Genomic DNA, 20,408 nt, shown 5'->3' with positions numbered 1-20,408 from the left:
CGCGACGAGGCGGGCTGACCGAGCTCAGCGCTACAGTTGTCCACAGCCGGCGTCAGCCGATGCCGGCCCCAAGCCCTGGGTCAAAGTTCAATCGGCAGGGTGGGTCAAATTTAGATCGGCGCCAACAGCGCAGGGGCAGCTTGAGGAGGTGCTCCCAGACCGCGGCACCCAGCACCGCATCGACACGGTTGCCGGTATGCAGGACCAAGTACTGGCGGACCCAGGTCAGCAGGCTGGAAAAGACCGTGAATATGACCATCGCGATGGCGATGGCAATCAGCGTGCTCTCTGTCCTGTGAACGACGACCTTGTCGATGATGGCCTGCGTGAACAGTGGCGTCGCCAAGGCGATGAGTTGCAGTGCCAACGAAGCGAGCAGCACATCGCGCCAGACCTTCCCGTGTTTCAGCAGTTCAGGGACAAACCACTGGAAGCCAAACTTCCGGGCCGACGCAGGCGCATCGGGATCCAACGCAGTTTCGACTTTCGGGCTTAACAGCCAGGCATCGCCTTCCAGACGCTTGGTTAGCTCGTGCAGAGGAACGGGCAGCGGTTGGTTGCTGCCGGCCTCGAACAGTACGGCTTGCCCATCGCTGATGGCCGTGATGATGCCCAGGCATGGCGCTGGTTTTTCTTCGTCTTGCCGTGGGTCCGCCTCGGCGGCGCGCAGGGAGACGACCAGCGGGAACACCATGTGCTCTACGCGCTTGGCATCCAGGCTGACGTGCTTGACCTTGAAGCCAATCGCCCGCGCCGCCGCAACCAGCACGGCGGACGAACAAGGCGGGGGAAACATCCTGGCGACCAACTCGGCCGCGAATGGAACCCTGTGCAACGCGCACACCGACCCCAAGGCCCAGAGCAACTGGTCCTGCGGGATCGCTTTTGCGATCTCTTTCATTCTCTCCCTCGCTCAGCCAAAGTTTGCTGAGCCCCTCACAAAGCGACACGAAATTTAACCTAACGGAAGTCTAGGTCGGTACCTTCATGTCGGGGTGGCGTTAGGGGGCGCGGGCGTGTGCAAAGCTACCGGTCAGTCTCTACGGTTCCTTGCAGAAAGCCTTCAGAGGCGTTATGCGCTCAGCAGTGGGAGACTTCACTCTGCGGACAGCCCCTCGGACTTTGAGAAGTCGCGGAAACCCAGTGCTCAGCCTTTCCCGAGCTTCGAGTCAACACGCCGCGCCGATATGCCACATGCGCGTCGCAGCATGTACAGCGCCATATGTGCCGCTCGGCCAGTTCCTCCCGCATCGGATATACCTCGACACCTGTGACCAGCCCGACGGCCGAATGGCAGTACGGGCGGCGCTCCGGTGGCCCCCGCGGTACGCGCGACGTCAGTTGAGCCATGGCGCAAGCGCTGTCTTGTCAGACCGCGTGGATGTCCGACTTGCGGTACCAGGCCTTGACGCGCTGGCCGTCCCAGCACAGGGTCACGTGCGGCCCCTGCGTCACGGGCACACGGATGGCGGGCGGCCTGAAGATCGCCACGCACTCATGCTCAGGGTCTCGTACGGAGCGGTAGAGCAGGCCGGCGGCACCCTGGGCTCGATGGGCTTTTGCGAACTCGCGTGAGGCCGCGTAGCTGTCCGGGACATGGATCTCCGCCACGGCGCGCACGTCCAGAAGCGGCGCCTGGACGGTCGCGATGTAGCAGCGCAGGTCGACGTCGATGGCCGGCTGTGCCGTGGCTTCCAGGAACTTGGTCCGGTGGTGGCCGACCTCGGCCACGGCGGTCTCCAAGGTCTGCGCCCCGTAGTACACGCCCCAGGTGCCGTCGCTGAAGCGTGAGCCCTCCGGGTTCAGGTGGCAGAACGCCGCCATGATCGGCGAGCTGCCGACGCCGAACACGCGGTCGGCCGCCGGCACCAGGTCGATCTCGCCAACCTCCTGCCGGATGCGCGGGTTGACCAGCGCCTGCACGGCGTACAGCGTGTCGAAGTCCTCCGCCGACGCCACATTCTCGAAGACAGAGATGGGCGGAAAGCGGCTTGGGATCAGCCGGTAGCAGGGGTTCCAGGGCGGATCGACCGCCGTCAGGTTGCTCATGAGAACTCGCCGCCTCGCATCGCGTCCAGGTAGTCCGCAACGACCTTCAGGTCGCCCACCCTGCCACCGAGCATGCGCTTGAGCGCAGGCCCGCCGCCAAACAGTGGCGCCGTGTTGGGCTGGCGAACCCAGGCATCAGCTCGCTCCTGGATGGGCAGCAGGATCTGCAGCGCGGCATAGATGTTCAGGATGTAGCCCAGTCGCTCCAGGGTGTCGCCGCTCAGGGCAGAGGCGACCTGGTCGTTTCGCCACCGATAGCAGGTGGGCTGGCTCACGCCCAGCAGCACCTCTTGCTCGCCAGGGGTCAACTGCCAAGCCCTTGCGATGTTGAAGAATGCGCGCAGCACCTTGCGAGCCGCCTCCACGGTGCCAAGGTCTCTGATCTGCGGATGGGTTTGAACTTCAGGCATATCGACTCTCCTGCATGCTTGAAGTAATTTTCCATTCTTGGGAATTCAAGTGCAAGCAAAGAATTCTTGGGAATTTTTCATGCCACCGGGCGATCGCGGGTGGACGGCGGTCATTGGGATGGTGTACTGTATAAAACAACAGTAATTTGTACCAGTCCCAGCATGCTTGCGCCCAACCAGACGGAGTTCATTCTGTCCTCCGCCCCAGAGCCGTCCAGTGCCCCTCCAGCGGCGCCGGCCGAGGGCGACCTGGTCGCACCTGCACAGAACGCCCAGTCGCCTGCGACCAACCTCCCGCCCGAGCTGATCGACACCGTCTGGCGTGGCAACCAACTGGGCGGCGGTCGTGCCAGCTTTGTCGCCACCGGCTTCCCCGCGCTTGACGCCGAACTCGTCGACGGCGGCTGGCCCGTCGGCTGCCTCATCGAGGTGCTGCAGCCGCAGCCCTCCTTGCTCGAATGGCGCCTCATCGGCCCCTGTTTGCGTCCGCTTGTCAGCGGCGGCCGCGGCGTGGTCGTCATCGGCCATCCCAAGCGGCCAGGCACCGAAGGGCTTCGCCACCTCGGCATCGAAGATGAGAACCTGCTGTGGGCCAAGGTCGACCCGCCGTCGCATCGACTCTGGGCCACCGAGCAGGCCATCCGCGCCAACTCAGCCGCAGCCATCCTGACCTGGCTGCCGCAGGCTCGCCCGGAGCAGCTGCGCCGGCTGCAGGTCCTGGCGCAGGGCTGCGAATGCCCTGTCTTCATCATCCGACCGAGCCAGGCTCGCCACGACCCCTCACCGGCGCCACTGCGCGTCTTCGCGTCGCTGCTCATCGACTGGCAGATACGCGTGGAGGTCTTCAAGCGTCGTGGGGCGCCGCTGGAGACGCCGCTTCTTCTCGATTCCACCCCGGGCGGCCTCCACCATGTGCTCACCGAGCGCATGCGTCGACCCAGCCAGCTCATTGCCCTCAAGGAGGCCCAACGTGCTCTGGGTCGCCCTCGTCATCTCGCCGACACCACCGCCCGAACCGCCGCGGACGCCATCGCCCGAGCAGCCAGCCTCGCCTGACCCGCTCGACGGCCTGGCGCTGTGGTGCCTGCAGTTCACGCCGCGGGTGGCGAAAGTCGAAGGCTGCGCGGTCGTCCTGGAGGTGCAAGCCAGCCTGAAGCTGTTCAAGGGCGAGGCTGCGCTCAAGGCACGCATCAGTGACGAGGCGCCAGACCTGGGCGTCATCGGCATCGGCTGGGCGTCCAACGCCAAGGCCGCGCTGGTGCTCGCCCGCTGCGGCATCCTGGATCTCGGCGGCCGCGACCTGCAGACCGTGCTCGACGCGCTGCCGCTTGTCGAACTCACGGCATCCGCCGAACACGCAGAGGTACTGGCACGCATGGGTGTCACCACGCTGGGCCACCTGCGGACGCTGCCGCGCGACGGCGTCAGCCGTCGCTGGGGCGACGACATCCTCATGGCGTTGGACCAGGCCTACGGTCGCATGCCCGAGGCATTCAAGTGGGAAGTGATCCCGGAGACCTTCAGCGTCCGGTACGAACTGCCCGCGCGCGAGGACAACGCGTCGGCATTGCTGGCCTACGCGCGACCCATGCTGATGCAGATGTGCGGCTGGCTCGCGTCACGCCATGCTGGGGCCGAGGGCTACACGCTGCGATGGGTTCACGACTCGATGCGCGCGAAAGACGCGGGCGACGGCGGCGAGGTCACCATCCGGTCGGCCGAGCCGATGCGGGATTTGGAGCACTTCACGCGGCTGCTGGCCGAGCATCTCGCCAAGCTGGAACTGCTCGCCCCCGTCGGCGAGCTGCGCCTGGATGCCGTCGGCGTCGAGCGTGTCACCGAGCAGTCCCTGTCGCTGCTGCCGCAGAGCCTCGGTAGCGGCGAATCGCTGATCCTGCTGGCCGAGCGGCTGGCCGCCCGTTTCGGGCCCGAGTGCGTGTTGACGCCGTACCGCTGCGACGACCATCGCGCCGCCTTCGCCGCGCGCTGGTCGCCAGCGGCCAAGCGCAAGCCGCGCAAGCCCGAAGCCGTGCCAGAGCTTCCTGCACCGACGATGCTGCAGGACACACCGATCCGCCTGGCGGTTCGGGAGGGCTGCCCGCACTACCAGGGGCCGCTGACCTTGCTGGTCGGGCCCGAGCTGGTCGAGTGCGGCTGGTGGGACCGCGTCCCCGGCACGTCAACGACGCAGAGCGTCCAGCGCGACTACTGGGTTGCCATCTCGGAGACAGCCGGCGCGCTGTCGATCTTCTGCGAACAGCTCGACAGCGGCGAGCTGGCTTGGTTCCTCGATGGCGTCTACGCCTGAGCCCATGGTGTTGCGATGGCCGAGCTACCCGCCTACGCCGAGCTGCGGTGTGTCAGCAACTTCTCCTTCCTGAAGGGGGCCAGCTGGCCGCAGGAGCTGGTCGAGCGCGCCCAGCAGCTGGGCTACTCGGCGATCGCCATCACCGATGAATGCTCGGTGGCCGGCATCGTGCGGGCGCACGTGGAGGCGAAGGCGCGCGGCATGAAGCTGCTTGTTGGCAGCCAGTTCAACGTGGCCTGCGAGTTCCCGTTCACGCTGGTGGTCCTGGCCTGCAACATCAACGGCTACGGCAACCTCTGCCAGTTCATCTCGCGCCTGCGGCGCGCCGCCAAGAAGGGCAGCTACCGCCTGGCGCTGGAGGACTTCCATCCCGGTTCGCTGGACGACTGCGTCGTCATCGCCTGCCCCGAGCGCCACGCCAAGCCCGCCGCGCTGATCCAGCTTGGCCGCTGGCTGCTGACCCACTTTATGGGGCGTGTGTGGCTGGGGCTGGATCAGCTGCGGCGCAGCGACGACGAGATCCGGCTCGAACGCCTGCGCGCCGTCAGCGCCGAGACCGAGATCCCGCTGGTCGCGGTGGGCGACTCGAGCATGCACGTGCGCGGTCGCAAGGCGCTGATGGACGTCATGACGGCGGTGCGCCTGCGCAAGCCGCTCACCGAATGCGGCAGGGCCCTGGACATCAACGCCGAGCGCCATCTGCGCACACGCGGCCGGCTGGCCAGGACGTTCCCCGAAGACCTCATCGCGCAGACCGTCGTGGTGGCGGACCGGTGCGAGTTCAGCCTGGACGAGATCCGCTACAACTACCCGCGCGAGGTCGTGCCCGAGGACGAGACGCCGGCGAGCTACTTGCGCCGCCTCACCTACGAGGGCGCAGGCCGGCGCTGGCCCGATGGCGTGCCGGCGTCGGTGAACGAACAGATTGAGAAGGAACTCGAGCTCATCACCGAGCTGGGCTACGAGCACTACTTCCTTACCGTCGCGGACATCGTGCAGTTCGCGCGCAGCCAGCACATCCTCTGCCAGGGCCGCGGGTCCGCGGCCAACAGCGTCGTCTGCTACTGCACCGGCGTGACCGAGGTCGACCCGGCCAGGCTCAGCACGCTGCTCGAACGCTTCATCAGCAAGGAGCGCGACGAACCGCCGGACATCGACATCGACTTCGAACACGAGCGCAGGGAAGAGGTCATCCAGTACCTCTACGAGAAGTACGGCCGCGAGCGCGCGGCGTTGACTGCCGTCGTCATCTCCTACCGGATCAAGAGCGCCCTGAAGGATGTCGGCAAGGCGCTGGGCTTCGAGCTGGACCTGCTGCAGAAGCTCAACGACAACTTCCCGTGGTGGGAGGAGGGGGTCGAGCCCCAACGGCTCGTCGAGGTCGGCATCGATCTCAACGACCTGGGCGTCAAGCAGCTCATCGCGCTGGTGCGGCAGATCCTGAACATGCCGCGCCACATGTCCCAGCACCCCGGCGGCTTCGTCCTCAGCAACGGCCCACTCACGCGCCTCGTTCCTGTCGAGAACGCCTCGATGGACGACCGCACCATCATCCAGTGGGACAAGGACGACATCGACGCGGTCGGTCTCATGAAGGTCGACGTGCTCGGCCTTGGCATGCTCACCGCGATCCGCAAGACGCTGACGCTCGTCAGCGAAACCAAGGGATTCGAGTTCCTGATGCAGGACATCCCGCCCGAGGACCCGAAGACCTACGACATGATCTGCCGCGCCGAGACCATCGGCGTGTTTCAGATCGAGAGTCGGGCGCAGCGGTCGAGTTTGCCGCGCATGTTGCCGCGCAACTTCTACGACCTCGTGGTGGAGGTGGCCATCGTGCGGCCGGGGCCGATCCACGGCGGCATGGTGCATCCGTACATGAACCGGCGCCAGGGCATCGAGCCCATCGTGATCCCGAGCGAGGAGTTGCGGCCGGCGCTGGAGCGCACGCTGGGCGTGCCGATCTTCCAGGAGCAGGTCATGCAGATCGCCATGATCGCGGCGGGCTACACCGGTGGCGAAGCTGACGGCCTGCGACGCGACATGGCGGCGTGGAAGCGCAAGGGCGGTCTCGAGAGGCACTACGACAAGATCACCAAGGGCATGGCGGCGCGCGGCTATGAGGCGTCGTTTGCCGAGTCGATCTTCAAGCAGATCCAGGGCTTCAGCGAGTACGGATTTCCGGAGTCGCACGCGGCTTCATTCGCGCTGCTGGTCTATGCCAGCTGCTGGCTCAAGTGCCATCACCCGATGGAGTTCTTCGCGGCGATGGTGAACGCGCAGCCGCTGGGCTTCTACAGCACCAGCCAGTTGCTGCAGGACGCCCGGCGCAACGGCGTGGCCGTGCTGCCGGTCGACGTCATGTACAGCGACTGGGAATGCGTGCTGGAGCCGCACGCTGGAGGTACGGCCGTGCGGCTGGGCATGAAGATCATCAAGGGGCTGCAGCTGGAGGCAGCGCAGGCGATCTGCGCGGCCCGGCGCGAGGCGCCGTTCCGCAACGCCGAGGATTTGGCGCGTCGTGCCGGCCTCAACCGGCAGCAGATGACGGTGCTGGCATCGGGCGACGCGCTGGCCAGCCTGAGCGGCCATCGGCGCCAGCAGGTATGGACGGCGTCAGCACTGCAGGCAGCCCTGCCGCTGCTGAAGGACGCGCCGGTGCATGAGGACTACCTGGAACTTCCACAGGCGCCCGAGGGCGAAGAGGTCACGTTCGACTACGACGCGCTCAGGTTGACCCTGAGGAGTCATCCGCTGCAGTTGCTGCGGCCGGCGCTGCAGGCGCTGCCCAACCGCCGGCTGCTCACGTCCAGGCAGTTGCTGGATATGCCGGACGGGCGGGAGGTTTAGACTGTGGGCCTCGTGACGACGAGACAGCGGCCGGAGACCGCCAACGGGGTCATCTTTGTCTCACTGGAGGACGAGGAAGGCGAGATCCAGCTGATCGTCTACCGCACCATCTCGGAGAAGCCTCACCTGCGGCACACGGTGCTGGGCGCACGGCTGATGGCAGTGAAGGGGCGCTGGCAGCGCCAGGGCGAGGTGTGCAACATCATCGCCAAGCACCTGGAAGACCTGACCCCGATGCTGGGCGAGCTGGCGACGAAGAGTCGGGATTTCAGGTAGCCGCTGAAACCGACTGGATTTCCGGAAGGCCGTAGGCGTGCGGCGAAGGCATCTTGAACCAGCTGCCGCCTACGGATGCGGTTGTTGTACTACTACCTCGTCTTGGTCGGCTTCGAAGGCTTGCTCGGCTGGACCTGTGCGGGCCGGCTCAGTAGATTGCAAATAGACCCATCAACCTTGAGCGCGTTGCTTTCCTCGATTGCCAACTTAATCGCCTTTTTCTCTACACGAGCAAAGTCATCCAAGGGATAGCCAGACGCTCACGCCCTAGCGGCTGGCCATCAATTTGCGGCGCTCGACTGGCTCTAGACGGCCCGCCGAGAAGCCAATCCGCGGCTGCCCGTACGCTGATTCGACAACTTGTCGCGAAGGGATGGACGTGGCGCGGATCGTGCAGTTTCGAAGCGCGCCGTATTCGTAAGTCTGCTTCTGATCAGGCTGCCGCTTGCGAGGGCAAGTAGCCCATGCCCTCGCAGCCTTTGTGCTTCAACTCGTGAAATCTATATCCCTAGAGAATCTGAACGCAAATACCAATAATTATCTAGGCCGAGATGCTGCCAATTATTGATTGATCTAGACAATAGAGGCGTACAGATCTGCTGGGCGAACCATTGCCATTGAAGCGAGCTGATCTCCGCTCAATGCGGCATCACCACCCGCAGTGAATGAAGCCATTGCTGAAATGAGGGAATCAGCAGTGTTGAGGACGGCGACACTGCTATTTGGACGAACATCTTGCACATACTTTGCCTGATCGAGGTTGAGTGACTCAAACTCACTTCGACTGGAGTCGGTGCGTTCCTTGCCTGCGTCCATATTGCTAGCAGACGTGACGCTGATATCGGCATTTCCCGAGATCTCTACTCGGGGCGCGCGAAGAGCCTGCTGCTCCTCAGTACTATACTCGCGCTCGCCTATCTTGTAGTCATGCGCATTATAGATATCATACTTCCAACGCATGTGGGGCTGACCGTTAAAGAAATACCGCTCCTCCGAAACCTGGACCTCATATGCCGGGATATCCCAGTCAGCAAATGGGTCGGTAGTCGAGCCATTCCCGTCGTCATACCAGTGATGCTCCCAAACTCCTTCAGGATTATATCCACCACTGTAAATAACACCCGTTGGATCGTATTGCGACGGTTCGCCCCCTACACCGCCACCCCCTCCACCGCCACCTCCTCCACCTGACGGTCCCCCAGTCAAACTGCTGATGGCCGTACTCACATCATTTACGAATGCACCGAATCCCCCAGATGCATCGATTGCGTTTGCGACTGCGCCCGCGCTCGCAAGAGCAAGGCCGAGCGCCGCAACCGTTAGGGAAATAGGCGCTCCCGCCGTAATTGCGACGGACGCGCCTACGAATCCAATTGCCGAACCAGCCAGCGAGAAAACGTCTCCCGGCGCGATGCCTCGGCCGTCGTCAATGTCGATTGCCACCTTGAAAGCGGTGGCAACAAATGCTGCCGGTGCAGAAATAAACGCACCCAACGGCGTGAAAGACGCTACGCTGGATGCGATGGAAGCGCCGGACGCGAATACCGCCAGATCGCCCGCCAAGTCGCCGTTCGATGAGTTCAAAGTGGCCGCACCATCCGCGGTCGTTATAATAACCACAGCGAAATCAACAATATTAGCCATATTTTAACCTCAAGACAGTTTGTATGCGAACAAAACGACAAGTTGGACTAACAGGAACACAACTATCGCCCTATGCTTTCCTCGCCCAATGATTGATATCAACCATGTTTTGTCCTTAGATTTAAATCCTCCCAATGGGCTGGTTGCAACCTTAAATCCCACATATATTGCAATTAGTAGGTCAATTGCAATCGCAGCAATTAAGAATAGAGTCAAGAAAATTTTTAAGGTATTCACAGTGAATTCAGCAGCTCAATTAATTAACGCCAGAAAATGCACCAAAACACATATCCACAAAATGACTCGAAATATCGATAAACAATCTAGCGCTCGACAAAACTTTCATGGGCATGTTTCTTGAATGGACTCAAGATATAATCGATTGCCGAACGTGTGCCAGTTTTTATCTCGGCAGTGAGGTTCATGCCCGGAACGAGCTTTATCTGCTTGCCCTCAACTTCGATGGAAGGTTTTTTTAGCACCAATATGGCAGGGAAAATTGCACCTCGTTTTTCGTCCTGGACTGCGTCTGCGGTGATACTTTCAACCTTCGCCTCAACCATGCCGTACCGGGTGTACGGGAAGGTCTCCAGCTTGATCGTCGCGACTTGGCCTGCTTTAACAAACCCGATGTCCTTGTTCTCCAGCACCACTTCAGCGGTAACCGCGCCGTCGTCCGGGACAAGGACCAGCAGCACCTGCGCTGGCGTGACGACGCCCCCTGCCGTATGAATGGCCAACTGCTGGACCGTGCCGGCCACCGGCGCGACCAGCCGGGTCAGCTCGTTGCGCTTGTCGGCCTTCGTGCCCTCCATTGCTAGCTGACGCGATTTCAAGCCGGCTTGAGATTCACGGTCCTTCAGCGCACGGAGAGTCTCGGCGCGATAAGCATTCAAACCTTGCTCGGCTTCAAGCAGAGATGCCTTTGCCTCCTCCAGGCGCGCCTGCGACGTTGCTAAGTCGCGTTCCAACTCGATGCGCTCACGGGTGCGATCCTGCCCAGCGTGATGCGCAACGAATCCTTGATCGGTCAGTGACTTGAAGTCCTTCTCGCGCTGCTGAGCCAACGGTAGCGTCGTCTGCAACTTCGCGACGAGTTGCTCCGCGGTTGCAATCTCAGCTTTGCGCCTTGCAAGCTCAGCCGCATACCTCATCAGCTTGGCGCTGATATCCGCCCACTCACTTTGCAGCTGAATTTCGACGTTCGCGCGATCAGACGCGCTCAGGCCAGCAAATATGCCTTGGTCGACTGCAGGCGTGCTGTCTTTGCTCAGCGCAGTAAGCAGTGCTTGGCTACGCAGCGCCTCTGCCGTCGATGCGCTGCGCTCCTCAGAGACCCTGGCGCTGTCAGCCGAAGTCAGGGTGCTGTCCAGTTCGATGAGGAGGTCGCCTACCTTCACCCTGTCGCCGTCCTTCACATGAATCGCCTTGACGACGCTTGTGTCCAGCGGCTGAATGGTTTTGCTGCGCTGGCTGACGACTATGCGGCCTTGCGCTATAGACACGATATCGATTTGGCCAATGCACGCCCATAGCAGCGCGATGGTGAAGAGTGCGCAGATGGCGATGATGGCCCGGCGGGGCGCGGGATGTGGCGGCGTTTCCTGCAACGAGATAGCTGCGGGCAAAAAGGCTTGCTCGTCGAGCATGCGCTTCGGGCCGGCGAGTTCGTCGCGGCGGTCCCAGGCCGCCTTGAAGACGGCGCGGTAGCGGCCTAGTAGGTCAAGGAGTGGATAACGTGGGGTGTCGGCGACTTCCGGCTTGATCGGGGCGGTGGTCGCGTTCATGCCGTGGCCTCCGCCGTGTTGCCGGCCTGCATGCGCCACAGGTGCGCATAGAGGCCCTTGGGGTTGGCCAGCAGCTGGTCATGGCTGCCCATCTCGACGATGCGTCCCTTGTCCATCGAAATGATGCGGTTCGCATGGCGCACGGCGCTAAGCCGGTGGGCGATGATGAAGACTGTGCGCCCCTGGCAGATGGCGCGCATGTTCTTCTGGATGATGGCCTCGCTCTCATAGTCGAGTGCACTGGTTGCCTCGTCGAAGATAAGGATGCGAGGCTGACTGAAGAGTGCCCGCGCGATGGCAATGCGTTGGCGCTGGCCTCCTGAGAGGCTGCTGCCCTGCTCGCCGACGATGGTGTCGTAGCCCTGTGGCAGCTCGGTGATGAACTCATGAGCGCCAGAAAGCTTGGCAGCGTGAACGACGGCATCCAACGGCGCCGCCGGATCCGCGATGGCGATGTTCTCTCGCACAGTGCGGTTGAAGAGCATGTTCTCTTGCAGCACGACACCGATCTGACGACGTAGCTGTGCGGCATCGATCAAAGCGATGTCGTGCCCGTCAACCAAGACTCGGCCGCTCTCCGGAACGTACAGCCGCTGTATGAGCTTAGTTAGAGTGCTCTTGCCGGAGCCACTGCGACCGACGATGCCGATGATTTCCCCAGAGTGGACATCAAGGCTGACACCATGAAGCACTGGTTGCGCTTCCGGGCGGTAACGGAAGGTCAGTGCGTCGAGCGTGACTCGCCCGTGCAGATACGGCAGCGCGCTGACGCTTCGCGGTGGCAGTTCGTTCCGAGTGTTCAGGATGTCACCCAGTCTCTCCATCGACAGACCGGTCTGTTGAAAGTCGGTCCACATCTGCGCGATACGCATGATGGGTTGCGCGACACGTCCGGCGAACATGTTGAACGCGATGAACATGCCCACGCTGAGCTGGCTGTCCATGACCAAGTGCGCACCGTACCAGAGCGTGGCAGCGTTGACGATCTTGCCGATCAGGTTAATGCCTTCATGGCCGTATTGAGCAAGCGTCTGGGTTCGAAGGGACGCACTGACATAGGCAGCGAGTTGCTCGTCCCAACGGCGGGCCATTTGGGGCTCCAGTGCGCTTGCCTTGACAGTCTGGATACCAGTGACGGTTTCCACCAGCAGCGACTGGTTTTCAGCGCTGCGCGCAAACTTTTCGTTCAGGCGGCCACGCAGGACAGGGACGATGCTCAAGCTGAGCATTAGGTAGAGTGGTAGTGACGCCAGCACAATTAGCGTCAGCGGCACGCTATAGGCGAACATCACCGCGATAAAGATCAACGAGAAAACTACGTCCAGCACCAACGTCAACGCATTGCCGGTGAGGAATTGACGAATGTTCTCCAATTCACGAACGCGCGCAACCGAATCCCCAACCCGGCGAGCCTGGAAGTACGCAAGCGGCAGGTTGAGCAGATGGCGGAACAGCCGAGCACCCAGTTCGACGTCGATGCGGCTAGTGGTGTGGCTAAAAACATAAGCGCGCAATACAGTGAGCACGCTTTCGAAGAGCATGATCACGGTCAAGCCGATAACAATGACGTCTAGCGTCGTTGCCCCCTTGTGCACGAGCACTTTGTCCATCACCACCTGGAAGAACAGTGGCGATGCCAGCGCGAATAGCTGGAGAAATAAGGAGACCAACAGGACCTCGCCCAGCAACTTTCTGTGTTTGACGATGCTGGGAAAGAACCAGGAAAAGTCAAACTTTGCGAGAGCCCCGACCAAGCTTGCTCGGCTGGCAAAAAGTATCAGATCGCCGGTCCAATGCTCGGCAAACACTTTTAACGGCTCGATAGTGGGAGGTGCGGCGCGCACACTGTCAACAGGAGTTGGGTCAACGAAGAGAACGCGCTGGCCGTCGCATTGCGCCAGGACAACCATGCGACCATCACGAAGGGTGGCGACGGCCGGTAAAGGCACGAGGTTCAGCCGCTCTAACGTTGAGTGCGACCTCTTGGCCCTCAACCCAATGCGCTGGGCTGCGGTCAGAAGATCTCGCTCGCTGACTGGTTCAGAAGCGCCTAGGCCGAGCTCATGCCTAATTGAATGTGGCTCCGCTGCGATGTGGTGAAGCCTGGCGACGACGCACAACGCATTTAACACGCATGTTCGCTGCCCAGTCTCATTTTTCCTCTGCCATTCGCCGAGCAGGTCAGCACCTGGACCGTGACCCTGGACTTGCCCACCCACTCTTTGCCTCCCCACATAGTGCCGTGCCTGATGACTCTTGACCGGCGTTAAGTTTTTTTGCCGAACGAATGTAGCTGCAATCAGATTGATAGTTAGGTGTTTTCAACCCTTGCCGAAAATCAATCATTCTTTTGATCGAATCGCGTGCGATAGATCCCCGGGGGGGCGCCAGGCTCTCCTCTCCAGCCGATAGATGGGCATAAGACACGATGCGACAGTTCCTGGAGTACAACACGGTCGCATCGCTGTTGGGGGGGGCAACCGGTCTGATCGGATTACTCGGCGTTTGAGTCAACGCGTCGAAGACGCCCCCCAGACGCGCTGTGAGACATTGTCGAGAGCGATCTATTCGGTCCGCTACGCGCGACCAATTCGTGCGAGAAATTGCTGATCACGGCCGGCAGCCGTCAACGACCGGTTTTCGCCGTTGCGGTCCCTCGGTCCAGAACCGTGAACGTCTCAGGCCAGCCTGTTGTGATCTCGCCTGCGCATTTGCACGCTATGCCGCCGCCAGGCTATGTATGCACCTTGATGTAAGGGGCCTACCGAATCAGGTCGGCCAGGAACGGCGGAATGTCAGGGGCTTCCACGGCGAACCGTGCAATGCGCGGTGTTACCCGCGCTTACTGCGTCTAACGATGGCGCCAATGAGTTCCGCGGCGTCCGTCTCGAGCGCTGCAGCGATACGAACCAGCACCGCAAGAGTAGGTTGTGAACTACCGACTTCGAGTCTGGCAATGTACGAGCGATGAACCTCAGCGCGATGCGCCAATTCTTCCTGATTGATGTCAATGCGCCCACGACGCCATTTGATCTCTGCTGCTGCAGCCTTGACTATGCGTTCGTCGTGCTCTTTCCCCATTCTGGGGAATGTCGGTTTCTCATCCTATATATGCACCCGCATATCGGGTACAAAATGAACGCTGCATGCTGATGCTCCGCAGGGAGCCTTGCGGTGGTCTACGGCCCGCGCTTGCAGCGCTTGAGAATCGAGCTGACCAACTCCTCCGCGTCTATCTCCAGGGCACCAGCGATTCTTACAAGGACTGCTAGTGACGGCTGCGACTTGCCCACTTCGACCTTCGCAACGAAAGACCGATGAACGTCGGCCCGATGGGCAAGTTCTTCCTGGCTGATATCGAGGTGTCCTCGGCGCGCCTTGATCTCAGCTGCCGCTGCCTTAACAACACGGGCGTCTTGCTCTCCCCTCATTCATTGGAATGTCGAAATTTGTGCGCATATGTGCACCCTCATATGTGGTACAAAATGAAGTCGGCGACTAATGTTTAGGACGCCGTAGCAACTGACTCCTTCACACCAAGGACGATGCTGACCACGCCCACTTGCGATCCAGGTTGAGGAGCAGTGCGATGAAGACTCTTGACCCCAGCGTGCAGCGAGAAAGATGGCTGCGCCGCACGCTTTGTCGGCGGTATGCCGCGGTTGTGTTCAGCACGTTTTCAGCACCTCCCCTCAAAGGGCAACAGGCTGAAAACCGAGCGATTTGTTGGGCGTTCGGCAGCCTGATCAGGGGCGAATGCGAAATATTGGGCGCATGGAATTTGAACGGCGAGACCGCAACGATGCCTGCAGTGTTCGGCGATCTTTCCGACCGTGGCGTCGAATTCGTTCGCTGCGGCCTTGGCGATCTCAGAGGCGCCGAGGCGGCTTTCCTGGCGACTTTCAGGATGTCTGCGCTGTACCCGTCCATCGAACAAGATTTGGCGTCCGCGCTCAGCTCCGTGAAGCCACGGCACCGTGCCGCCATGTCCAGCGAAATGCGGAGCATGCTCGGCGAGCCGAGCGGGGTTCCGGCCACGGTCTTACAGCCCGGAATTTCAAGTGAAGGCTTGCGCCAAAAATACCCGGGAATCCTGGAGCGATGGAGCGGATCCGTAGCAGCATTTCGGCAGCTCTTTGCGCTGCCTGAACCGTACCGGCAGCTTGTCCGTTCGGTCGACCGGACCGCCATCGGGATGCAGCAGCGCCTGATGAAGGCGATCTCTCGGCATGGCCCGTTCGTCGACTCCGTCGAAGCGTTCGACTTTGTTGTTGACGGGCTGTTGCGCGCTGATCTTCAGCTTCGGCGAGAGGCGGAAGCCAAGCAGCTGGCGCGCGAGGCACTGGTGTTGCAGTCCGGCCGCTATGCGCCGGTGTCGGGCGGTGCCTATGGCGCTCCTGTGTTGGCCTGAGGGTGATGCCATGAACATCGACTGGCGGAAGGTATTCTCCGAAACGAAGGCCATGCTGATGAGGCATGGACGCTCGGCGCAGGACGCGGAGGACTTCATGCAGGATGCGTGCATCCGCTTGATGGACTTCGCGAAGAAGAACCGCGTCGACAACCCGAAGGCACTGTTCATGCGAACGGCATACAACCTGTCCATCGATGCGCACCGCGTCAAGGCAACCCGTGGCGACGAGGTGCAGCCAGAGGAGGTCGAGATTGTCGACCCGCAGCCCAGCCTTGAAGCCGGCGTTCTGGGGCGTGAATGCATCGAGCGTATGGATGTTTGCCTGGGGCGGCTCGACGAGCGCACGCGCCAGATGGTGTTGCAGTACCACGTGCACGGGATGACGTTCGAGGAGATCGCGCGCAAGCATGGGGTGAATGGCAGCACGGTGCACTACCAGGTGTCGACGGCCATGTTCAAGATCGCTGGCTGGATGCATGGCTGGTACCCATGAGCCATCCCGAATCAGGCGCTGACGATCATCAGGGCTCCGGTGGGCGGGTGAAGGTCACGCCTGAAATCGCCGCGGAGGCCGCGGCGTGGATCGCGAGTCTTCATGGGCCTGACCGCAGCCAGGAGATGGAAGAGGACTTCCGCGCTTGGCAGGCCCTCTCGCCGTCCCACCGTGAGGCGTTCGAGAAGATGACGGACATCTGGCAGGCGATCCCGGGCACTCAGGCGGCGCGGGCATTCGCGGAGGCCAGCGAACGCGAAGAGCGCAAGGCCAAGCAGGCGCGGAGCGCAGCATGGCGCTGGGCTGGCGCGGCTGCATTGGGCGTGTTCGTGACGGCCGGTGTGGTCGGGTTGCAGCAATGGCGGGAGCGAGATCACTACGTCACAGCGACTGGTGAGCTTCGCTCGGTGATGCTGGCCGACGGCACGCGGATGCTGTTGAACACGGCGACCCAGGCGCGCGTGGACTTCGGGCCAAAGCAGCGGACTGTCGAGGTCAACGCGGGCGAGGCCCTGTTCGAGGTCGCGAAGGATTCCTCGCGGCCCTTCGTGGTCCGGGTGGCCGGCAGCGAAGTGGTTGCCGTCGGCACAGTCTTCTCGGTCCGCCTGGAGGATGGTCCTCGGAAGGAAGACGCGCTCACCGTGACGCTTGTCGAGGGCCAGGTGAACGTACGGCCGGCGACCGGGGGGGGGGATAGCTTGCGTCCTCAAGCAGCCGTTGCGCTCAAGCCAGGGGACCGCCTGACCGTGCAGTACGACGCCCGTCAGTCGTCAGCGGGCGTCGAGTCGAAGATGGACCACCCGAACATGGAGCGTGCGCTGGCCTGGCAGCGCCACGAGGCATCGTTCGATGCGACGCCGCTCGCCGATGCCATTGCCGAGTTCAACCGCTACAGCCGAACAAAAATCGCGTTGTCCAACGACGTGCTGGAGGAAAAACACCTCATCAGCGGGGTCTACAAGACTGGCGACAACGCCGCTTTTGCCAATGCCGTTGCGATGTTGTATGGCCTGAAGGTCCGCGAAAGCAGCGGACGAATCGACCTCGAGAAAATCCGATAGGGCAATCACGGGGCAATTTGCCTATCGACAAACCCGTCTTCTTGTTGTCACTCCGACAACTACAGAAAAGGGTACGAGATGCTCGAAAAGCCGAATGCCAAAGAACGCCGACAAGCGCTTTGGCGTCCCATCCCGATCGCGATATCGCTTCTCATCGGCTTCGGTGCGGTCGATGCCGCCGAGCCTACGCTGGTGGTGCGTTACCAGATCGAACAGCCCGCGCAGGACATGGGCGATGCGCTGCGCGCGATTTCGCGGGTCACGGGCACGTCTGTGATCTTCGACGCGCGCGTCACCGCAGGCCGGACGGCGAAAGCGGTCTCAGGAAACCTGTCAGGCGTGGAGGCCATCGGGGCGGCCATCCAAGGGTCAGGTCTTGAATTGCAGGTGGCGCGCGATGGTGCGGTGATCGTGCGGCCCGCTGCACTGCCGGCTGCGGCCCCGGCAGTTCCCGCCAGCAGCGGGCCGGCGCCGGTCCGGACCAGCGCTACTTTTCAGCCTGCCGGCTTGCAGGCATCCGCCAACGACGACGAAACGCGCACCGCAGGTCGCGCGGGGACCGATGGCGAGGGGCGTATCGAACAGATCACACGTGTCGAGGTCACCGGGTCGCGGCTGCGGCGCGTCGACGCGGAAGGGCCGGCACCGGTCAACATCTACACGTCGAAGGACATCGAAAAGAGCGGACAGCCCAATCTGCAGCGTTTCCTGGCCGGCCTGACGGAAGTCTCGACATCGGCCGGGGAGGGGGGCGTCAGCCGAACATTCGGGCAGGGCACCGTGCAGCTGCGCGGCCTGCCGCTGGGCTCCACACTCGTGTTGATCAACGGGCGGAAGGTGGAAGCCGTCGGTTCATCGACCGGAGCGGTCTTCAACCTCAACCTCATCCCGATGGCCGCCATCGACCGGATCGAGGTCGTCCCGTCGGGCTCGTCGGCGGTCTACGGTGGAGATGCGCTGGCCGGTGTCGTCAACGTGATCCTGAAGAAGGCCGTGGATGGCCAGTCGCTCACGATGCGCATCGGTGCGGGCCGTGGCTTCGGAGACGGCAACATCTCACTGGCGACGGGCGGCCGGTCCGCCGGAAGCAGCTACCTCGTGATGGGCTCATACAGCCGCTCCTCACCGCTGACGATGCTGGACCGCGCCTTCTTCCTGGATGCGGACTACCGGCGGTTCGGCGGCGACGACGAGCGCCTGACCTACTGCGCGCCAGGCACCGTGCGCAGCGCGAACGGATCGAACCTGCCCGGGCTGACCGCCAGCGTGGCGGCCATCCCGAAGGTGGCGGTGGGACAGACGCTGCGCATCTCGGACTTCCAGGCAACGGCGGGCACGCAGAACCTCTGCAATCTCTATGCGACCGGGGGAGGGGTGGCGCTCGTCCATGGCGCCGAGACCTTCGCGTTGCATTCGCAGGCTGAGCACCAACTCGCGGGCAGCTGGGCGGTGTTCGGTGAGCTGACGCTGACCAAGGACCGCATGTACGCGCCGGGGAATGGCCTGCCTTTGACCAACGTGCTGGTGCCAGGCGCGAATCCCTTCAACCCCTTCGGCGTGGACGTTCGGGTCACGGCCGCGTTGGGCGGGGAGAACGGCTCGCAGGGCTACTCTCGCCAAGGTCGATTCACGCGTGCCCTGGTAGGCGTGAAGGGCGAACTGGCCGGTGACTGGGAAGCCGAGTTGACCGTCTCCACGAGTCGTGACCACGGCGGCGCGCAGAGCTGGATGGACAGCCGCAGTGCGACCGCACTGGATGCCGCGCTGGCCTCGACCAATCCGGCGTCAGGGATCAACCTTTTCACGTCGGGACGTGCGGCCAATGACGAGGTGCTGCACGGCATCTGGTCCGACACGGTCCGTCGTGACAGCGGCCGCAAGGACCAAGTCAGTGGCATTGTTCGCGGCAGCGTGGGCCGGTTGTGGGCAGGTTCGGTGGATGCCATCGTCGGCGCCGAGGCGGTGCGAGATGCGTACGACATGTCCATCCCATCCCAGTCGTCCGAGGCTCATGGCACGCGCAGCAGCTCCGCGATCTATGGGGAAGTCCGCGCACCGCTGTTGAGTGGTGGCGAAGGCGGGCGCAACACCTGGGACATGGCTGCCGTCACACTGGCCGGGCGCCGCGACCGCTACAGCGACTTCGGTGCCGCCAGTACCTTCCAAGGCGGCATTGAGGTGCGTCCGTTGCACAGCCTGTTGATCCGTGGCTCGGCAGCCGGCTCCTTCAAGCCGCCGACGCTGCTGCAGACACATGTGGTGGACGTCTCGAGGTCAGCCGTGAGCTCCCGCCTGGTCGACCCTGCCCGCAACAACGAGCCCATCACGTCCGGCACCGTCGTGCGCACGACGAACACGGAACTCCGCCCCGAGCGCGGCCAGTCGCGCAACATTGGTGCAGTCTGGGAACCAGAGGGTGGGCTGGGGACCCGCTTCAGCGCCACCTACTGGCAACTGCGTATCCGCGGCATGATCGCCGTGCTGAACTCCCAGTCGGCGCTCAACTACGAGAGCCTCTTCCCATACCTTGTCACCCGCGGGCCTTCCGTGGACGGACAGCCCGGCGTGGTGCTCAGCGTCAAGAACACCGAGGTCAACGTCGGCCGCGTGGACACGGCCGGCACCGATGCAGATGTCGCCTACGTCTGGAAGACTGCGCTCGGCCGCGTGACGGCCGGCGCCGGTGCCACGCGTGTCAACAAGTACCGCGTCGTGGTCACGGCCGGTGCCCCCGAAGTGGACCGCCTCGGGCGCCGCTTCACCGACTACTGGGCCCCGCAGTGGAAGGGGCGGCTGTCGCTTGGCATCGACGGAGGTGCCTGGAGCTTGGGCATGACGAGCCGCTACCTCGGCAGATACCTGGACGCTGGCACCAGTACCCGGCAGCTCGGCACCTTCTGGCTGCACGACCTTGCCGGCAGCCTCAACCTGCGCAAGCTGCTGCCGAATGTCCTGCCGGGCTTCAAGGCCGCCACCCTGGCGGTGAGCATCGCCAACGTCACGGACCGTGATCCGCAGTTCGTGCCCGGATCGCCGGACTTCGACGTCACCCAGGGTGATTGGCGCGGCCGCTACGCCGCGGCCCGGCTCTCGCTGGACTGGTAGCCCCTCGGTCC

The 20,408-nt window shown here is 62.7% G+C and carries 14 protein-coding genes and 1 pseudogene; 7 read left to right on the top strand and 8 right to left on the bottom strand.

Features of this window, described 5'->3' with window-relative positions:
* Positions 1–52 precede the first annotated feature (52 nt).
* From ACG04R_RS25495 to ACG04R_RS25485, 3 genes are all read right to left on the bottom strand, one after another.
* Positions 53–901, bottom strand: coding sequence for an ABC transporter transmembrane domain-containing protein (locus ACG04R_RS25495; RefSeq protein WP_394416771.1), 849 nt, complete (start codon positions 899–901; stop codon positions 53–55).
* A 467-nt stretch (positions 902–1,368) separates the two neighbouring features.
* A complete protein-coding gene (locus ACG04R_RS25490) occupies positions 1,369–2,049 on the bottom strand; it encodes an RES family NAD+ phosphorylase (RefSeq protein ID WP_394416769.1) in 681 nt (226 codons plus the stop codon).
* On the bottom strand, positions 2,046–2,459 hold the full coding sequence (locus ACG04R_RS25485) for an MbcA/ParS/Xre antitoxin family protein (RefSeq protein WP_394416767.1): 414 nt from the start codon (positions 2,457–2,459) through the stop codon (positions 2,046–2,048). The genes ACG04R_RS25490 and ACG04R_RS25485 overlap by 4 nt, the downstream gene beginning before the upstream one ends.
* Positions 2,460–2,621: 162 nt before the next feature.
* Between ACG04R_RS25485 and imuA the strand changes: the two genes are divergently transcribed.
* From imuA to ACG04R_RS25470, 3 genes and pseudogenes are all read left to right on the top strand, one after another.
* The gene (imuA, locus tag ACG04R_RS25480; RefSeq protein ID WP_394416765.1) at positions 2,622–3,515 is read left to right on the top strand and encodes a translesion DNA synthesis-associated protein ImuA; all 894 of its coding nucleotides are present in this window, start codon (positions 2,622–2,624) and stop codon (positions 3,513–3,515) included.
* A complete protein-coding gene (locus ACG04R_RS25475) occupies positions 3,430–4,767 on the top strand; it encodes a Y-family DNA polymerase (RefSeq protein WP_394416763.1) in 1,338 nt (445 codons plus the stop codon). Before imuA ends, ACG04R_RS25475 begins: the two co-directional genes overlap by 86 nt.
* Positions 4,768–4,782: 15 nt before the next feature.
* Positions 4,783–7,893 (top strand): annotated as a pseudogene (locus ACG04R_RS25470) (error-prone DNA polymerase).
* Between the two features lie 573 nt (positions 7,894–8,466).
* On the opposite strand, the gene ACG04R_RS25465 reads toward ACG04R_RS25470, so the two are convergent.
* The 5 genes from ACG04R_RS25465 to ACG04R_RS25445 all read right to left on the bottom strand — a co-directional run bounded on the left by ACG04R_RS25465 (position 8,467) and on the right by ACG04R_RS25445 (position 14,755).
* Complete coding sequence (locus tag ACG04R_RS25465; protein WP_394416761.1) at positions 8,467–9,537, bottom strand: hypothetical protein; 1,071 nt, start codon at positions 9,535–9,537, stop codon at positions 8,467–8,469.
* A gap of 323 nt (positions 9,538–9,860) precedes the next feature.
* Positions 9,861–11,324, bottom strand: a complete 1,464-nt coding sequence (locus ACG04R_RS25460; protein ID WP_394416759.1) for an HlyD family type I secretion periplasmic adaptor subunit — start codon at positions 11,322–11,324, stop codon at positions 9,861–9,863.
* Positions 11,321–13,504, bottom strand: a complete 2,184-nt coding sequence (locus ACG04R_RS25455) for a type I secretion system permease/ATPase (RefSeq protein ID WP_394416777.1) — start codon at positions 13,502–13,504, stop codon at positions 11,321–11,323. The genes ACG04R_RS25460 and ACG04R_RS25455 overlap by 4 nt, the downstream gene beginning before the upstream one ends.
* Positions 13,505–14,156: 652 nt before the next feature.
* On the bottom strand, positions 14,157–14,405 hold the full coding sequence (locus ACG04R_RS25450) for a helix-turn-helix domain-containing protein (RefSeq protein ID WP_394416757.1): 249 nt from the start codon (positions 14,403–14,405) through the stop codon (positions 14,157–14,159).
* Between the two features lie 98 nt (positions 14,406–14,503).
* Positions 14,504–14,755 (bottom strand): helix-turn-helix domain-containing protein, encoded by a 252-nt coding sequence (locus tag ACG04R_RS25445; RefSeq protein ID WP_394416755.1) that lies wholly within the window; start codon positions 14,753–14,755, stop codon positions 14,504–14,506.
* A 158-nt stretch (positions 14,756–14,913) separates the two neighbouring features.
* Here ACG04R_RS25445 and ACG04R_RS25440 point away from each other — a divergent pair, with 158 nt between their 5' ends.
* The 4 genes from ACG04R_RS25440 to ACG04R_RS25425 all read left to right on the top strand — a co-directional run bounded on the left by ACG04R_RS25440 (position 14,914) and on the right by ACG04R_RS25425 (position 20,397).
* Complete coding sequence (locus ACG04R_RS25440; protein ID WP_394416753.1) at positions 14,914–15,735, top strand: transposase; 822 nt, start codon at positions 14,914–14,916, stop codon at positions 15,733–15,735.
* Positions 15,736–15,745: 10 nt separating this feature from the next.
* Positions 15,746–16,231 carry an RNA polymerase sigma factor gene (locus tag ACG04R_RS25435; protein WP_394416751.1) on the top strand — a complete coding sequence of 162 codons (486 nt, stop codon included), beginning with the start codon at positions 15,746–15,748 and terminating at the stop codon, positions 16,229–16,231.
* A complete protein-coding gene (locus ACG04R_RS25430; RefSeq protein ID WP_394416749.1) occupies positions 16,228–17,292 on the top strand; it encodes a FecR family protein in 1,065 nt (354 codons plus the stop codon). Before ACG04R_RS25435 ends, ACG04R_RS25430 begins: the two co-directional genes overlap by 4 nt.
* Positions 17,293–17,370: 78 nt before the next feature.
* Positions 17,371–20,397: a TonB-dependent receptor plug domain-containing protein gene (locus ACG04R_RS25425; RefSeq protein WP_394416747.1), complete on the top strand. Its 3,027-nt coding sequence runs from the start codon at positions 17,371–17,373 to the stop codon at positions 20,395–20,397.
* The last annotated feature ends 11 nt before the right edge of the window (positions 20,398–20,408 follow it).

The sequence above is a fragment of the Pelomonas candidula genome, from assembly GCF_043555985.1.
GTDB classification, from domain to species: Bacteria; Pseudomonadota; Gammaproteobacteria; order Burkholderiales; family Burkholderiaceae_C; genus Pelomonas; species Pelomonas candidula.
Note: the sequence above shows the minus strand (reverse complement) of the source record. Positions and strands in the feature narration are given on the sequence as shown.

Bases quoted from the DNA above. Each gene is read 5' to 3' on its own strand.
- ACG04R_RS25490 (WP_394416769.1), bottom strand. From the start codon at position 2,049: ATGAGCAACCTGACGGCGGTCGATCCGCCCTGGAACCCCTGCTACCGG.
- ACG04R_RS25430 (WP_394416749.1), top strand. From the start codon at position 16,228: ATGAGCCATCCCGAATCAGGCGCTGACGATCATCAGGGCTCCGGTGGG.
- ACG04R_RS25440 (WP_394416753.1), top strand. From the start codon at position 14,914: ATGAAGACTCTTGACCCCAGCGTGCAGCGAGAAAGATGGCTGCGCCGC.
- ACG04R_RS25445 (WP_394416755.1), bottom strand. From the start codon at position 14,755: ATGAGGGGAGAGCAAGACGCCCGTGTTGTTAAGGCAGCGGCAGCTGAG.
- ACG04R_RS25465 (WP_394416761.1), bottom strand. From the start codon at position 9,537: ATGGCTAATATTGTTGATTTCGCTGTGGTTATTATAACGACCGCGGAT.
- ACG04R_RS25485 (WP_394416767.1), bottom strand. From the start codon at position 2,459: ATGCCTGAAGTTCAAACCCATCCGCAGATCAGAGACCTTGGCACCGTG.
- ACG04R_RS25435 (WP_394416751.1), top strand. From the start codon at position 15,746: ATGAACATCGACTGGCGGAAGGTATTCTCCGAAACGAAGGCCATGCTG.
- ACG04R_RS25460 (WP_394416759.1), bottom strand. From the start codon at position 11,324: ATGAACGCGACCACCGCCCCGATCAAGCCGGAAGTCGCCGACACCCCA.
- ACG04R_RS25450 (WP_394416757.1), bottom strand. From the start codon at position 14,405: ATGGGGAAAGAGCACGACGAACGCATAGTCAAGGCTGCAGCAGCAGAG.
- ACG04R_RS25495 (WP_394416771.1), bottom strand. From the start codon at position 901: ATGAAAGAGATCGCAAAAGCGATCCCGCAGGACCAGTTGCTCTGGGCC.
- imuA (WP_394416765.1), top strand. From the start codon at position 2,622: ATGCTTGCGCCCAACCAGACGGAGTTCATTCTGTCCTCCGCCCCAGAG.
- ACG04R_RS25425 (WP_394416747.1), top strand. From the start codon at position 17,371: ATGCTCGAAAAGCCGAATGCCAAAGAACGCCGACAAGCGCTTTGGCGT.